The sequence below is a fragment of the Paenibacillus sp. FSL L8-0340 genome, assembly GCF_038593145.1.
Taxonomy (GTDB): domain Bacteria; phylum Bacillota; class Bacilli; order Paenibacillales; family Paenibacillaceae; genus Paenibacillus_AQ.
Genome location: NZ_CP151967.1, coordinates 2,330,236 through 2,344,606, shown reverse-complemented (window position 1 = coordinate 2,344,606; position 14,371 = coordinate 2,330,236). Strand labels below are relative to the sequence as shown.

The window sequence follows — 14,371 nt, the reverse complement described above, 5'->3', positions numbered from 1 at the left end:
CGCTCCTTGTTTATAAACATCCATTTGGAAACCGATTAGTGTGGCACAAATTTAATGGCTGCTATTGATCCTTCCAGCGCTGCACAGTCAGCGTGACTGTCTGCGCTCCGCCTGCCGGTGTCAGTGTCCGGTTGGCGATGTCCGTACCGCCTGAGGCGGTTTCTACGGCCGCCCAGCTTCCGCGGGTCAGCTTATACTGCACAGCAGTTCCTGCAGGCAGGCTGAGCGTAATCGAATATACGCCGTCGCTTCCCTTGGTCAGCTGGAAAGCAGGGTCCGCTGCGTTCCAGCTGTTAAAGGAGCCGGTCAGATACACCGGTCCGCTTGCAGGCGTAGTACCCGGAACACTGACCCGGAACGTCACGCTGTCGGCCTGCGGTTCTCCGGCCGTCAGGCTGCCGTTCACCAGACTCGAGCTACCCGCACCAAAGTGATAATTGTTGCCGCCGTTGCTGTCCCATGTGCCGCTGCCATTATTAAAAGCAGCGGTCAGACCCGCCGCATTGCCCAGCGGAACCTCTAGTACTTTATAACCCGCATAGGAGGATGACTCCATCTGCACGCCTGGCGTGGTCGTCCAGGTCGTTGAACCGTCCAGCTTGTAATGGATATAGGAATTGCTGAAAGCTGCATTCTTGTAATAGATCGTTGCCGTATTGCCCACAGGTGTCGCTGTTGGTGTCACCGTTGCTGTTGGCGTTGCTGTTGCTGTTGCAGTCGGCGTTGGTGTTGGCGTCACCGTCGGTGTGGCTGTTGGTGTGGCTGTTGGTGTTGCTGTTGGTGTGGCTGTTGGTGTTGCTGTTGGCGTTCCTGTTGGTGTTGCTGTTGGCGTCACTGGTCCGCCGGATTGGATATTTCCGGTCGGCGTATAGGTCCAGGTGCCGGTGCCGAAGAAATAATTGCTGCCACCGTTGCTGTCCCATGTGCCGCTTCCGTTGTTGAAGACAGCCTCAAGCTGGGTGGCAGCGCCGATATTGACCGTTATTTTGTTGTAGCCTGCCACCTCGGCTGCTGGTATGGCTACACCAGGTGCCGTCGTCCAGGTCCCTCCGACCGGACGGTAATGGATATACGGTGTGGCATAGCCCTGCTTATAGTAGATCGTCACATTGTTCCCCGCAGGTGTAACAACAAGAGCGGCTAAGCTGAATCCCGAAAGGTTGGATGCGGCATCAAAAGCTTTTATTGTATAAGAATAGCTGGTATTACCCGCTAACCCGTTATCCGTATAAGAAGGGGTAGTAGTAGTCCCAACCTTGACCCCATTGCGGTAAACCTCATATCCGGCTACCCCAACATTGTCCGTGGACGCTGTCCAGCTTACCAGTACACTGGAAGCATTTTGCACAGTCGCTGTCACATTGGTTGGCACAGACGGAGGTTCGTTTTCTGAAACAGGCTGTGTTTTGGAGTAGACTTTGGCTGTATTTGCGCCCACAGTTACTGTGATTTGCTTGCCCGTTACTCCTCCCGCTTGCACTGTCACTTTGTCAGCCGTATTGAACTGGTTCAGCAGAACCGTTCCAGCAGTCAATGTGCTTTCAGCGCGCAGCGGGATAGTGATGGTCTGCGAACCGTTCGAGGCATTGCTGAATACAGAGATGACCTCCTGGCCGACATTGGCTCCGGTGTCAATGCGGCGCGAGAACGCGTACAGGTTCTGGGCAGACCACATTTCACGCTGGGTGCCGGTGCGCAGGGCCGGGTTATTTTTGCGGATTTCATTCAGCTTGGCGATATGCTTGAAGGTACTCGCGTCTTCATTAAAATAGTTCTGAATCACATTGCCGCCTGCATCCCGCTTCACCATCGACCAGCGGTTCCAGGTATCGGCGATTCCCCCGGTCATAATCTGGCCGTTGCCGTTGCCCTTATTCTGCTCTGTGCCCTGGAAGACCACCGGGGTTCCGCGAACAGTGAAAATAAAGGACAATGCATTTTGCAGCTTCTCGACGTTTCCTCCGGCTTCCGTCAGGAAACGGTTGCGGTCATGATTATCTATAAAGGTGACCATATGGTTGGCATTTCCATTGTAAAGGGAATCGAGCGCCAGCGTGCTTTTGATGTTGGACTCGAAAGACTGACCGTAGGCGAAGCTGTTCAGCACGGAGAAAAATAACGGGAAGTCGAGCATCCCCCATTCCTTGCTGCTGCCTACCCAGCGGGAGACAAATTCGGCATTGCCGTCAAAGTTCTCGCCGAAGGTATTGACGCCAAGCAAATCCTCCAGCTCTCCAATGTCCGTAGGCTTTATCAGCTTGGCTGCATCGACACGGGCGCCATCCGCTCCGGTATAATCAAACCAGCCCTTGATAGAATTGAACACAGCCTGCTTGGCCGCCGGAACATCGAAATCGATATCATCCAGCCCGCCGAGATCATGATTCTCCAGGTAGTCCTGAGCCCACTGATCATATCTTCCGTCGGCCAGCGACCAGTTGATATCCCCGTTATGATGATACCAGGATGTATTATTAAAAGGGGCGGCCGGCTGCAATGCCGGTATATCATAATACGCCTGACTGCCAAGCATGTAGTCCCCAATATGGTTCGGCACAACATCAATAATCACTTTTATTCCCAGAGCATGGGCACTGTCCACCAGCTCCTTAAGTTTTTCTTTAGTCCCGAAATACGGGTTGGCAGCATTCGGGTTTTTCACGTTGTATCCATGGTAGGCCGTGTTTTTCCCGGTGCCGTTGTTCTCGCGGTTCGTCATTTGTGGTTCAGCGACCGGAGAAATCCAGATTGCCGTATATCCCATGTTATGAATATAGGGAAGCTTGTCGATAACCCCCTGCCAGTCGCCGCCCTTCATGTATCGGAAATCTTCATCCGAGTTCTCCCCGTAACGGATTGCTGCACCGGTGGCATTATTGGATGTATCCCCATCATTAAAGCGGTCAACCATAATCTGATAAATCGTATCATTCTCGGTGACGGTGCCTATGCTTGCTGCTTCAACCTTCGACGGCGGGACCACAAATAAATTCATCGTGATCGAAAGAACAATGGACGTGATTAGAACGGGAATAAGCCATGGTTTACGTTTCATTCTCATCTCCCTCTCATAAAAGCGTTTACATACCTGTGTTAGACTGTAATTGCATTTCCATCACTTGCCTCACTGCAATGCAGTTTGGGAAACCGGTTTCCTCCTAGAAGAAATTACCATGCAAACGCATGCGTTGTCAAGAACTTTAAATTTCTTCGTTTTTTCTCCTTAATTCTTCTGAACATCGGCAAAAAAAGAAGCCTCGCTCCAGAGTGAAAATGAAGGTCGGCTTCTGTTATTGTGGCCTTTATCTCCTGATGACTTATTTGAACACAGGTTCGCGGAACTGGGCCAGCTTGGCTGCAGAATCCTTCTCCACATCAGCATGCAGGCTGTTGCCGTGCGAATCCATCGTTACGATTGCCGCAAAGCCGTCTACCTGCAAATGCCACATCGCCTCAGGGATTCCGAATTCCATAAAGTCAACTGCACTTACCTTCTTGATACATTCGGCATAATATTGCGCGGCTCCGCCGATAGCGTTGAGATATACGCCGCCATGCTCCTGCAGAGCCTTCAGCGTTTTGGGGCCCATTCCGCCTTTGCCGATCACGGCGCGGATGCCGAATTTCTTAATAATATCCCCTTGGTACGGTTCTTCGCGAATGCTTGTAGTCGGCCCTGCCGCTTTTACATGCCAGCCTTCCTCATCCTTCAGCATGACCGGACCGCAGTGATAAATGACTGCACCGTTCAGATCAACCGGCGTTTCGTGGTCCATCAGGTATTTATGCAGCGCATCGCGGCCGGTGTGCATTTCCCCGGACAGGATTACCACATCGCCAACCCGCAGGCTGCGGATATCCTCCTCGCTGATCGGCGTCGTCAGCCGGACCTCGCGCGATCCGCCGGCCGTTGCAGGTTGCCCTGCTCCTTCAGCAGCTTCAGCGGCCGGCAAAACAGCCGGAGCCCCTGGAATCGTGGCATCCTCGGGAACGACACCGGACCCGGCAGCTCCTGCGGCATGTACAGCTACCGGCTCGGGCGAAGATACTCCAGCATCATCAACGGAAATCCCCGTGCCGCTCTCATACAGCCATTCCCTGATCTTGCCGGTCGCAGGATCAACCAACACGCCCTGGCGGCGAAAGGCCCAGCAATTATAGGCCACCGAGACAAAGAAGCTGGCCGGAAGCCGGTTCATTACTCCCACCTTGCAGCCCAGCAGCGTGACTTCGCCGCCGAAACCCATCGTGCCGATGCCCAGCTTGTTGGCATTCTCCATAATATAATTTTCCAGCTTGCCCAGATCCTCTACCGGGTTGATATCCTCCACCTTACGGAACAGCTGCTTCTTGGCCAGCTCATAGCCTGTCGTGCGGTCTCCTCCGATGCCCACACCGATGAAGCCCGCGCTGCAGCCCTGTCCCTGTGCCTGATAGACGGCATGGAGAATACATTTGCGGATGCCGTCGAGGTCACGGCCAGCTTTGCCCAGTCCTTCCAGCTCTGCCGGAAGGCTGTATTGGATATTCTTGTTCTCGCAGCCGCCGCCCTTCAGGATGAGCCGGACATCTACGCCCTCTTCTTCCCATTGTTCGAAATGGATTACCGGTGTCCCGGCGCCGAGATTGTCTCCGCTGTTTTCACCGGTAAGCGAATCTACCGAATTGGGACGCAGCTTGCCGTTTTGGGTCGCCCGGACAATGGCGCTGTGTATATCTTTTTTCATTTCTATCTGGTTAACGCCTACAGGTGTATGAATAATAAACGTCGGCATCCCCGTATCCTGACAGATCGGTGATACCTGAAGCTCAGCCATTCCGATATTCTGTGCAATCGTGGTCAAAGCAAGTCCCGAGCGGGTCGCCCTGTCTTCCAGCGAGCGCCCCTTCGCTACTGCCCTGCGCACATCGCCCGGCAAATTTGTGGAGGTCTCTACGATCAGATTATAAATGCTGTCTTCAAAATGCTGCATCTTCATTCAGGACTCCTCTCCATCAGTTCCAGGTTGTCTAAACTCTGTTACAATTAGTTATTATAATATCATATTAATCGGCTCATGAAAGGGGTTACTTAAAAATTGAACTACCATTTTTCAGCCTATTTGTATCGTCTTCAATATATTCAGCGCTGGAGCCTGATGCGCAGCACCGCCCCGGAGAACGTGGCGCAGCATTCATTCCAGGTAGCTTTGCTGGCCCATATGCTGTGCTCAATCGGCAACGCTCATTTCGGGCGGTCGCTAAATGCCGACCGTGCTGCCGTGATGGCGCTGTTCCACGACGCCTCCGAGGTATTCACCGGCGATATCGCTACGCCGGTGAAACATAACAACCCGCGGCTGCTGTCCAGCTTCCGCGACATGGAGCGGGTCGCCGCCGAACGTCTGGCGGCGATGATTCCGCCGGAGCTAAGTGCGGTCTACGCGCCGCTCCTGCAGCCGCAGGACAGCCCGCCCGGCTCAGAGGATGCCGGGCTGCTGCGCTATGTCAAAGCAGCGGACGTGCTGGACGCCTACCTGAAATGCGTCTGGGAGGTCGCTGCAGGCAACCGCGAGTTCGCTGCTGCCAAAGAGCAGACCGCGACGAAGCTGCGCGTACTGGAACTGCCGGAGATGGATTATTTCCTGGCCCATATGGCTCCAGGGTTTGAAATGTCGCTGGACGAGCTGTCCGCTGGCATGAGCAGTGAGACCGGGGCAGATTCGGCAGATTGAATGCAGCAATTTGATCGCTTTTTATTAATGCAGCGAGTCCACCTGATGGGGCGGTGTAATCTTTGGTGAATGGAGCGGCTCTGTCAGGATATCCCAGTCTTTGAATACCGGCTGCAGTCCCTTGGCATACAGCATTTCTGTAATTTCATGCACTTTGCGGCCATCCGAGATTTCAAACTGCGGGGTTCCGCCTTCAAGGGTATGCCCGCCTACCTCGGTGGATACTCCTGCGGACATTTTAGTGATGCCGAGATGGACCAGATGATCGCGCAAAGCTGCCGGTTCCCGCGTGGACAATGAAATGCCCGCACGGGGCAAAAACAGTCGGTAAGCCAGTATGATCTGCACCAGCGCACGGTCGGTTACATCACTTGCCGGATTGAATTCTCCGAGATACGGGCGAAAGCGGGGAATCGACAAGCCGATTTCGCACTCCGGGTACTTATCCTGCAAGTATCTCGCATGCAGGGCAGTGGCCAGAGCTTCCTGGCGCCAATCGTACATCCCCAGCAGGGCACCAATATTCACAGATCGAAACCCGGCGCGGCAGCCGCGTTCGGGCGCATCCAGACGGTTGCGGTAGACTCTCTTCGGACCCTTCACATGCAGCTTCCCATAGGTCTCCTGATGGTAGACCTCCTGATACAAGGTAAGACCGTCTACCCCTGCCAGCCTCAGTTCATTGTATTCTTCCGTAGAGAGCGGATTAACCTCAATGCTGACAGAAGAAAAATAGTCACGGAGCACCTTCACGCACTCCCTCACATAAGCGGCCGGACTTTCACTCCGGGATTCGCCAGTCAAAATAAGAATGTGGCGCAGGCCTGTATCGGCGATGGTTTCTGCTTCCTGCCTGACCTCCTCCAGTGTCAATTTTTTGCGCGGAAAGTCATAAATCGAGCTAAAGCTGCAATAAGTGCAATGATTCACGCAAAAATCGGCCAAATACATCGGCGTAAACAGCTGCATCACATGCCCGAAGTGCGTACGTGTCAATCTTTGCGCTTTCTGCGCCATTTCCTCCAGGTAAGGCTCCGCCGCCGGAGACAGCAGTGCCATCAGCCCGTCTTCGTCCAGATGCTCCAAACGAAGCGCCCGCTTCACATCCACGGCAGTATACTGCTTCCATAATGTCTCGTAAGGAAGCTGCTCCAGCCGGGTCAGCGTATCATAAAAGCTCATGCTCTTCCTCCCTCCTTCTCTCCATTGGCTAGAACAAAAAGCCGGTCAGCGGCGAAGAGGCCGTTGCCGCCTCCTCCACCGGCCCCAGTCCGGCCAGATAAGCCTTGCGCCCTGCCGATACCGCCTCACGGAATGCCTCCGCCATTAGAAGCGGATCACGCGCAGTAGCAATTGCCGTATTCAGCAGCACGGCGGATGCGCCCATTTCCATCGCCTCAGCAGCCTCGGAAGGTCTGCCAATACCGGCGTCAACAATCACCGGAAGATCCACTTCTGCGATCAGAATCCGCAGCAGCTCCTTGGTCTGCAGGCCGCGGTTCGAGCCGATGGGCGCACCCAGCGGCATAACAGCGGCAGCTCCGGCTGCCTTGAGCCGGATAGCTGCCGAAAGATCGGGGCTCATATACGGCAGTACAACGAAACCCTCTGCAGCCAATATTTCCGTGGCTTTAACCGTCTCCATATTGTCAGGCAGCAAATATTTCTGATCATTAATCACCTCGATCTTCACCCAATTGCCCAGCCCTGCCGCCCTGGCCAGTCTGGCAATACGCACCGCTTCTTCGGCTGTGCGCGCACCGGAGGTATTGGGCAGCAGCGTCATATGGGAGGGAATATGAGTAACAATGTTGTCGTTGCTCTCCGTATCAACCCGGCGCAGAGCCACAGTAATGACCTGTGAACCCGAGCGTGCAATCACTTCGGGAATAAGGGTATTGCGGCTGTATTTCCCGGTTCCGATAAACAGCCTGCTGGATAAAGGAATTCCGCCGATAACGAAAGAATCTTGCATACAATCGCCTCCTGAGATAGTGGCTCCGCTTAAATGCGGAGCTTCTGTTGCTGATACACTGAGTTTTGATCTTACCTCTTATGTCTTACCTTTAACTCTTGATTCTTACGTCTTACGTCTTACGTCTTACGTCTTACTTCCTACGTCTTACGTCTTACCTCTTGCTTCTTGCCTCTTGCCTCTTACTGCTTTCATCCGGCAACACGCACCGGCTTCAGCCCCCGCCGACAAAATGGACCAGCTCTACGCGGTCACCTTCGCTCAGCAGCGTATCTTCGTAAACGTCCTTGCCGACGATCTCACCATTCAGCTCCACGATAACCAGTCTCCCGGCCCACTCTGACCGGCTTAGCAGATCAGCTACAGTCCGGCAGCTCTCTTCATAGGCCCCGCCTTTTCCATTCACGATCAAATTCATGCTTGCTCACCTCCTTTAACTGGTGCAGGAGCATTATTCATGGCTTCAGGCTTAGGGTACGGCCTGAACTGCTGATCTGTAGGCTGTAGCGGCGGCCACAGGATCTCCCGCACTGCATATTCCGGACATTACGGCAATTCCGGCAGCACCCGTTGCCAGAACCTTACCGGCATTACCCGGCTCAATTCCGCCTATGGCGATCAGCGGAATGCTGCTGCAGCGGACAGCCGCAGCCAGCTGCTGCAATCCGCGTTCCCGCTGCCCCGGCTTGCAGGCCGAGGGAAACACATGCCCGAACAGGCAGAAGTCCGCTCCCTGCCGGCCGGATTCGGCCGCCTCCTCCGGGGAATGCACCGACCTTCCCAATCGCAGGCCCGGTGCTATGCCGCGTGCTGCGGCAGGCGGCAGGCTGTGCCAAGCCAATTGGACCCCGCCCGTCCCTGCGGCCAGCGCAACGTCTACCCGGTCGTTGATCACCAGCTTGGAAGGCGGAACCCCTGCTATGATCAGCTGCTCCGTCAGAGCCATGAGCTCCCGTACAGACATTGCCTTTTCCCGGAGATGGATATAATCCACTATGAAATGCACAGCCGCAGCCAGTTGAACAAACTGCGCCGGATTTTGCTTTCCATCCGAGATCAAATGTATCTCTTTCAACATGTTCACCTTCTCCTGTTCTTTTGCATTACCGGCAAACACAAAAAAGACCACCCCCGTAAAGGAGGCAGTCTGGAATATATACAGGAATACCGGGCCATTCAGCCCCGCTGCAGTTATTCGTTCTCCACTTCCCTACGCTGGTATAAACCAGATCAGGTTCAAAGGGTCCGAACGGGTATGTTCGTCTCAGCCTTGCGGCACCCCTAGTGACAAATCCATATTCAATTACGCTTAACGTTTCATATACTAACATATTATTCCTTGAAGAGCCATCCTTTAAAAGAGGCCTGCATCAAAAAGAGCGGAACCCAAGATTCCGCTCCAGACTCTAATTATGCATAGCAATGGAATCAGCAACCGCATTTAGCCGTTTACGACCTCGCCGCCGTTCACATGCATTACCTGTCCGCTTACATAAGATGAATCGTCGGAAGCCAGATATACATAGGCTGGAGCCAGCTCCTCCGGTTGTCCCGGGCGTTTCATTGGCTGCGTGCCGCCGAATTCACTGACTTTCTTCGCGTCAAAGGTCGACGGAATAAGCGGTGTCCAGATTGGACCCGGCGCTACGGCATTAACCCGGATGCCTTTGTCCGCCAGGTTCATCGACAGAGAACGGGTAAAGCTGAGAATCGCCCCTTTTGTGGACGAATAGTCCAGCAGCTGCGGGCTGCCCCGGTAGGCTGTGATCGAAGTCGTGTTGATGATCGTGGACCCTTTTTTCAGGTGGGGCATGGCTGCCTTGGTCAAATAGAACATCGAAAAAATATTCGTGCGGAATGTCCGCTCTAACTGCTCAGAGGTAATATCCTCAATTTTCTCCTGCGGATGCTGCTCGGCCGCATTATTAATCAGGATGTCCAGCTTGCCGAGTCCTTCCACTGTCTTATTGATCAGATCCTGGCAGAACGCCTCCACGCCGATATCGCCGGCGATCAGAATGCACTTCCTTCCCTCTTGCTCTACCTGGCGTTTAGTCTCTTCGGCATCGGAATGCTCATTGAGGTAGGAAATAACGACATCCGCACCCTCCTTCGCAAAATGAACGGCAACCGCCCGGCCAATACCGCTGTCTCCTCCTGTAATCAGAGCCGCCTTGCCCAGCAGCTTGCCCGCCGCCTTATAGGCTGAGGTCTCGAATTCCGGCAGCGGATTCATTTCACTTTCAATTCCGGGCTGGCGGTCCTGCACCTGCGGAGGTAATGTTTTTTTGGTTTGCGTGTTGTCTGGCATGATCCATTCTCCTTTCGCTGTGTACCTGTTGGTTACTCATCGTTTTAGGGTTGGCTCAGGGTGCCTGGTTTATGCACCTGCAGATCATCTCTTTATTTGCTTTACGTTATGTTACTTACCACACCTTGGGCGCGGTCAAACTAAAATGTCAGTTGTTTTTGCCGGGGAAGGCGATATACTTTACAGAGAAAGCACTAATCCAGCAATGGAGTTGCAGATATATGCAGACTGTGACTGCGGCATGGCTGGGTGGTACCCGATAGACTTGCCCTGAAGTAATGTCTGCACCCAAAAGCCCGCTCTCCATGTCAATCCGGAGGCGGGCTTTCTGTAGTCTTTCTATGAAGGAAGTCTTAAATAATGCTGTTGTACACCATAAAAAACACCATCAGCACCAGCGCCACCATGAGCAGCAGGCTCAAGGTACGGATTTTGCCTGTCTCTGCGGATACGTCACGGTTCTCGCGCATGCCGGCTGCGGCAAGACGCAATGGTTTGCTGATGATGCCGCCGAGTGCAAACATAGCAAGCAGCAGAACAACCACCACGATCATCCACGGTACCGAATATTCACCCTTCGTCATCATATAGCCGCCAGTCAGCAGTTGGATGACCAGACCGTACTGGGCGAAGCGGTTGAAGCCGCCGATAGCGCTAAGCGTTCCTTCTCTCGCAGGGACGCTCAGCTTCTGGACACGCCCGAGAACAAACGGCAGCACCAGATAAAAGCCCAGCGCCAATGTACCGATCATATGTAGAAAAAACAAAAAGTGACCCATAACATACCTCCTCTAATGTTTTCAGTGATTTTAGTTACACTTCAATTATACCTAACCAACAAATAGAAGAAAAGAAAACCCCCATTATAATTTCTAAAATGGGGGCTCCCGCAGGTTACTGCTTAAATCCTAACTACCGAAGTAACGGCACGTACCGAATCTGCCGACTTATCCAAAGCCGCTTTCTCCTCTGCCGTAAGCTCCAGTTCATATACCTTCTCAATGCCGTCCGCACCCAGCAGCGCCGGAATGCCCATGAACAGCCCATCATAACCGTATTCACCTTCAAGCAGGGCGATTACCGGGATAATCCGCTTCTTGTCCTTCAGGATCGCTTCAGTCATCTGGACCAAGGAAGCCGCTGGCGCGTAATAAGCGCTGCCGTTGCCGAGCAGGCTGACAATCTCGCCGCCGCCGGCTCGTGTACGCTGTACAATCTCCGCAATTCGCTCTGCGGAAATCAGCGTATCAATCGGAATGCCGCCTACGCTGGAATAGCGTACGAGCGGTACCATATCATCGCCATGTCCACCCAGCACAAAGCCGCGTACATCTTCAACCGAAACGTTAAGCTCTTGGGCGATAAAAGTACAGTAGCGGGCCGTATCCAGCACACCGGATTGTCCGATTACCCGGTTTTTGGGGAAGCCTAGTGCATTGTAAGCCACATAAGTCATCGCATCTACCGGATTGCTCAATATAATTACGATGGATTCCGGAGCGACACGTTTCACATTTTCGCAGACCGATTTCACAATTCCCGCATTGGTATTCACCAGATCATCGCGGCTCATGCCAGGCTTGCGGGCGATGCCTGCCGTAATAATCACGATATCCGAATCCGCAGCATCCTCATAGCTTGAGGTTCCCGTAATCTGGCTGTCGAACTTCTGCACAGGACCGGCTTCCAGCATGTCAAGCGCCTTGCCTTTGGTCGGGTTCTCGAGCTGCGGAATATCCAGCAGCACCACGTTGCCGAGTTCCTTCTGGGCAAGCATAAGCGCCGTGGTAGCGCCAGTGAAGCCGGCACCCACGACTGTAATTTTATAACGTTTGATGGCCAAGAGATACCCTCCTACAAGACTACAGATTATTGATAATTTCGTCGGCAAACGCGGAGCATTTCAGCTCTGTTGCGCCTTCCATTTGACGGGCAAAATCATAAGTCACTGTTTTGTTGTTAATGGCGGTACTCATTCCTTTGTAGATAAGGTCAGCCGCTTCCTGCCAGCCCAAATGCTCCAGCAGCATTACTCCGGAAAGAATGACCGAACCCGGGTTCACAACGTCCTTATCGGCATATTTCGGAGCCGTACCATGTGTTGCTTCAAAGATAGCATGCCCTGTTAAATAGTTAATGTTCGCTCCCGGAGCGATGCCGATGCCGCCGATTTGAGCAGCAAGCGCGTCGGACAAGTAGTCACCGTTCAAGTTCAGCGTAGCAATCACGTCGAAATCGGTCGGACGGGTCAATACCTGCTGCAGAGCGATGTCGGCAATTGCATCCTTGATGATGATTTTTCCGGCAGCTTCCGCTTCCTTCTGGGCAGCATTGGCCGCAGCTTCACCATCACGTTCCTTGATGACATCATATTGGTTCCAGGTGAATACTTGGTCGCCGAACTCCTGCTCAGCCACTTCGTAACCCCAGTTCTTAAACGCACCTTCGGTAAATTTCATGATATTGCCCTTATGCACAAGCGTTACGCTCTTCCGTCCATGCTTGATCGCATATTCAACTGCAGCGCGCACCAGGCGCTTCGAGCCTTCGGAAGATACTGGCTTGATGCCGATTCCGGAGGTTTCCGGGAAGCGGATTTTGTTCACACCCATTTCCTTCTGCAGGAATTCAATTACTTTCTTGACAGCCTCGGAGCCTTCCTGGTACTCGATACCCGCATAAATGTCTTCTGTATTCTCACGGAAGATAACCATGTCCACCAGCTCCGGATGTTTCACCGGTGAAGGCACTCCATCGAAATAACGCACTGGACGCAAACATACATACAGGTCCAGTTCCTGGCGCAACGCCACATTCAAAGAACGGATTCCGCCGCCGATTGGAGTAGTAAGCGGGCCTTTAATAGCTACAATATATTCACGAATGGCTTCCAGCGTATCATTAGGCAGCCATTCACCATATGTATTGAAGGCCTTTTCGCCGGCAAATACTTCATACCAGGCAATTTTTTTTGCACCGCCGTAAGCTTTGGCTACAGCTTCATCAAGCACCCGTTTAGAGGCTTTCCAAATGTCGCGGCCAGTGCCGTCACCCTCAATAAAAGGAATAATCGGATGATTCGGAACCACCAGTTTGCCGTCTTCAATCGTGATTTGTTCGCCTTCTGTCGGCAGATCGTATTTTTCTAGTTTCAACATTTGTGGGGAATCCTCCTAAAAAGTTTAGTTTGGTTTGGTTAGCACATGCGTACATTCATTCTACTAGAGGGGTGGAGCGGCCCGCAAGGGCCGCCTTTATCTCTCGTCAACGGGAACGTATTTCTGTTCGGACATCCCAGTGTATTCTGCACGCGGGCGGATGATGCGGTTGTCTACATATTGCTCCAGAATATGCGCTGTCCATCCCGAAGCGCGGCTGATGGCAAAAATAGGCGTGAACAGCTCCCGCTCAATACCAAGCTGCGTGTATACCGAAGCCGAGTAGAAATCCACGTTTGGCTTCAGTCCCTTCTGCCCGGTGATCAGCTCCTCAATCTTGACGGACATCTCGTAGAGTGTGGTGTCATTCTTCATGGTGCCCAACTCACGGGACATCTTCATCAGATGTTTGGCACGCGGATCCCCATTCTTATAGACACGGTGTCCGAAGCCCATAATTTTCTCACGGCGCTCCAGCTTCCCGCGTATATAGGGCTCCACTGCATCCAGACTGCCGATCTCCTCCAGCATCTTCATTACGGCCTCATTCGCTCCGCCATGCAGCGGACCCTTAAGGGCACCAATCGCAGACGTCACACCGGAATACATATCGGAGAGCGTAGCCACAGTCACGCGGCTGGCAAATGTGGAGGCATTCAGCTCATGGTCCGCATGCAGCACCAGTGCAGCATCCAGCGCCTTGACGGATACGACATCCGGCTGTTTGCCCCATAGCATATAGAGAAAATTTTCCGCGATGGACAAGCCTTCTTTGGGTGCAATGGGCTCCAGACCTTTGCGGATACGCGCCAGCGCAGCGACTATGGTCGGAATCTGCGCCTGAAGCTTTACTGCCTTGATTTCATTAGCTTCACGGCTCATATCATCCGCCGCTTCATCATAGAGCGCGAGACTTGATACGGCGGAGCGCAGGGCAGCCATCGTGTTCGCTTCTTTGGGATACAGCTTCATTTGTGCAATGACCTGCTCCGGAATCGGTGCAAATGCGCTGAGATCACGTCGCAGAGCTTGCAGCTCAGGCGTAGTAGGCAGATTGCCAAACCACAGCAAATAAGCGGTTTCTTCAAAGGTGGCATTTTCCGCAAGATCGTCAATATCAAATCCGCGGTAAGTGAGGACGCCATCCACAATCGAGCTGATTGAGGAAGTCGTGGCGACGATGCCTTCCAGGCCTTTAGTAGCTGTCATAGTA

At 53.2% G+C, this 14,371-nt stretch carries 12 protein-coding genes and 1 riboswitch; of the genes, 1 reads left to right on the top strand and 11 read right to left on the bottom strand.

All coding sequences use genetic code 11. From position 1 onward, the window contains the following. Positions 1–61: 61 nt before the first annotated feature. Together NST07_RS10255 and NST07_RS10250 are read right to left on the bottom strand one after the other, a co-directional pair. Positions 62–3,055, bottom strand: coding sequence for a carbohydrate binding domain-containing protein (locus tag NST07_RS10255; RefSeq protein ID WP_342481482.1), 2,994 nt, complete (start codon positions 3,053–3,055; stop codon positions 62–64). A gap of 262 nt (positions 3,056–3,317) precedes the next feature. Further along, positions 3,318–4,973, bottom strand: coding sequence for a fumarate hydratase (locus tag NST07_RS10250; protein WP_342481935.1), 1,656 nt, complete (start codon positions 4,971–4,973; stop codon positions 3,318–3,320). Positions 4,974–5,078: 105 nt separating this feature from the next. Here NST07_RS10250 and yfbR point away from each other — a divergent pair, with 105 nt between their 5' ends. Then, the gene (gene yfbR / locus NST07_RS10245; protein ID WP_341091471.1) at positions 5,079–5,714 is read left to right on the top strand and encodes a 5'-deoxynucleotidase; all 636 of its coding nucleotides are present in this window, start codon (positions 5,079–5,081) and stop codon (positions 5,712–5,714) included. A 24-nt stretch (positions 5,715–5,738) separates the two neighbouring features. On the opposite strand, the gene thiH is transcribed toward yfbR, so the two are convergent. The 9 genes from thiH to NST07_RS10200 all read right to left on the bottom strand — a co-directional run bounded on the left by thiH (position 5,739) and on the right by NST07_RS10200 (position 14,367). After that, positions 5,739–6,896 (bottom strand): 2-iminoacetate synthase ThiH, encoded by a 1,158-nt coding sequence (gene thiH, locus NST07_RS10240; protein ID WP_342481481.1) that lies wholly within the window; start codon positions 6,894–6,896, stop codon positions 5,739–5,741. 28 nt (positions 6,897–6,924) lie between these two features. Then, positions 6,925–7,689 (bottom strand): thiazole synthase, encoded by a 765-nt coding sequence (locus NST07_RS10235; protein WP_341091469.1) that lies wholly within the window; start codon positions 7,687–7,689, stop codon positions 6,925–6,927. Positions 7,690–7,903: 214 nt separating this feature from the next. After that, positions 7,904–8,107 carry a sulfur carrier protein ThiS gene (gene thiS, locus NST07_RS10230; RefSeq protein ID WP_341091468.1) on the bottom strand — a complete coding sequence of 68 codons (204 nt, stop codon included), beginning with the start codon at positions 8,105–8,107 and terminating at the stop codon, positions 7,904–7,906. Positions 8,108–8,158: 51 nt separating this feature from the next. Beyond that, positions 8,159–8,767: a thiamine phosphate synthase gene (locus NST07_RS10225; RefSeq protein WP_341091467.1), complete on the bottom strand. Its 609-nt coding sequence runs from the start codon at positions 8,765–8,767 to the stop codon at positions 8,159–8,161. A 112-nt stretch (positions 8,768–8,879) separates the two neighbouring features. Next, positions 8,880–8,982, bottom strand: a riboswitch (TPP riboswitch). Between the two features lie 148 nt (positions 8,983–9,130). Continuing rightward, complete coding sequence (locus NST07_RS10220; RefSeq protein WP_076110654.1) at positions 9,131–10,000, bottom strand: SDR family oxidoreductase; 870 nt, start codon at positions 9,998–10,000, stop codon at positions 9,131–9,133. A gap of 353 nt (positions 10,001–10,353) precedes the next feature. Next, positions 10,354–10,779 carry a hypothetical protein gene (locus tag NST07_RS10215; RefSeq protein WP_038588945.1) on the bottom strand — a complete coding sequence of 142 codons (426 nt, stop codon included), beginning with the start codon at positions 10,777–10,779 and terminating at the stop codon, positions 10,354–10,356. Positions 10,780–10,901: 122 nt separating this feature from the next. Further along, positions 10,902–11,843, bottom strand: coding sequence for a malate dehydrogenase (gene mdh / locus NST07_RS10210; RefSeq protein WP_341091466.1), 942 nt, complete (start codon positions 11,841–11,843; stop codon positions 10,902–10,904). A gap of 19 nt (positions 11,844–11,862) precedes the next feature. Continuing rightward, the gene (gene icd / locus NST07_RS10205) at positions 11,863–13,158 is read right to left on the bottom strand and encodes an NADP-dependent isocitrate dehydrogenase (RefSeq protein ID WP_341091465.1); all 1,296 of its coding nucleotides are present in this window, start codon (positions 13,156–13,158) and stop codon (positions 11,863–11,865) included. Between the two features lie 96 nt (positions 13,159–13,254). Then, positions 13,255–14,367: a citrate/2-methylcitrate synthase gene (locus NST07_RS10200; RefSeq protein ID WP_341091464.1), complete on the bottom strand. Its 1,113-nt coding sequence runs from the start codon at positions 14,365–14,367 to the stop codon at positions 13,255–13,257. Between the last annotated feature and the right edge of the window lie 4 nt (positions 14,368–14,371).